Source organism: Streptomyces sp. NPDC060027 (genome assembly GCF_042737005.1).
In the GTDB taxonomy this organism is placed as follows: domain Bacteria; phylum Actinomycetota; class Actinomycetes; order Streptomycetales; family Streptomycetaceae; genus Streptomyces.
Genome location: NZ_JBHWVI010000467.1, coordinates 1 through 1296, shown reverse-complemented (window position 1 = coordinate 1296; position 1296 = coordinate 1). Strand labels below are relative to the sequence as shown.

Genomic DNA, 1296 nt, shown 5'->3' with positions numbered 1-1296 from the left:
ACAACGGCTAACACAATGAGGTGGATCGCTCCTGGCTGCCGTGTCCGGGGCGGAAGTTGAGCGTTCTATCCGCTGTGGGGACGTCACCGTGGATCGTGTCGGATGAGCTGTGGGATCTCCTGGAGCCGTTGCTGCCGCAGCGTGAGCGCAGGTTCCGGCATCCGGGCCGCAAGCCGTTGCCGGACAGGGACGTACTGTGCGGGATCTTGTACGTGCTGCACACCGGAATCCAGTGGGAGTACTTGCCTCAGGGCCTCGGCTTCGGCTCGGGCATGACGTGCTGGCGACGGCTGCGGGACTGGAACGAGGCCGGCGTGTGGCAGCGGCTGCACGAGGTTTTGCTGGCTGAGCTGAACGCGGCCTCCCGGCTGGACTGGTCCCGCTGCGTGGTCGACTCCTCCCACGTCAGAGCGCTAAAAGGGGGATACACACAGGCCCCTCGCCGGTCGACCGAGGCCGGGCCGGCTCGAAACACCACCTGATCACCGACGGGTTCGGCACCCCGCTCGCGGTCCTGCTGACCGGCGGCAACCGCAACGACGTCACCCAGCTCCTGCCCTTGCTCGACGCGATCCCGCCGGTCCGCGGCAGGGTCGGCCGTCCCCGCCGCAAGCCGGACTCCCTGTTCGCCGACCGCGGCTACGACCACGACATCTACCGTGACCAGGTCCGCGCCCGCGGCATCGTGCCCGCGATCGCCCGCCGCGGCGGCCTGCATGGCACAGGACTGGGCACCTACCGGTGGGTGGTCGAGCGGACCTTCGCCTGGCTCCACGGCTTCCGACGCCTTCGCATCCGGTGGGAACGCAGAGCCGACATCCACGAAGCGTTCCTCAAACTCGCCTGCTGCCTCATCACCCACCGACAGATGCTCTTCTTGACCCGCCCGCCAGTCAGCCGTTCCGTCAGCAGAGCTCAGGCAGACTAGGCATGTGATCCGCAGCGACCTTGAATTCGCGCTCGCCCTGGACGACAGCCCCTCTGCACGAGCCGCCCTCCTTGCGCTTCGGGCCGGTGCAGCCTTCGAGCTGTTGTCCGAAGGGCATCAGGCCGCCTCCGCCCAGCAGTTATGGGACATCTGGGCCTTCCGGCACCAGACGATGCTCGACACCGATGTCACCCCGCGACCGGGACTGGCCGAAGCCGTTGGCAAGCTCCAAGCTGCCGGAACTTCCCTCGTCCACCTGGCAAAGATCACCAGCTCACAACGGCGCTTTGTCATCTTCCTTGCAGAGGACCTTACGCACTGCATCGCCTGCATGGGCTGACAGACGACCTCATTGTGTTAGCCGTTGT

General features: G+C 66.5%; 2 protein-coding genes. Both read left to right on the top strand.

Going from position 1 to position 1296, the window contains the following annotated elements:
* The first annotated feature begins 35 nt into the window (after positions 1-35).
* Positions 36-928, top strand: a protein-coding gene (locus ACFWBT_RS43055) for an IS5 family transposase (RefSeq protein ID WP_385710311.1) whose coding sequence is annotated in 2 segments (ribosomal slippage) — positions 36-398 and positions 401-928 — 891 coding nt in all. Because the reading frame shifts where the segments join, the coding sequence is not laid out codon by codon here.
* Positions 929-932: 4 nt separating this feature from the next.
* The gene (locus ACFWBT_RS43050) at positions 933-1268 is read left to right on the top strand and encodes a hypothetical protein (protein ID WP_385710308.1); all 336 of its coding nucleotides are present in this window, start codon (positions 933-935) and stop codon (positions 1266-1268) included.
* Positions 1269-1296: the final 28 nt, after the last annotated feature.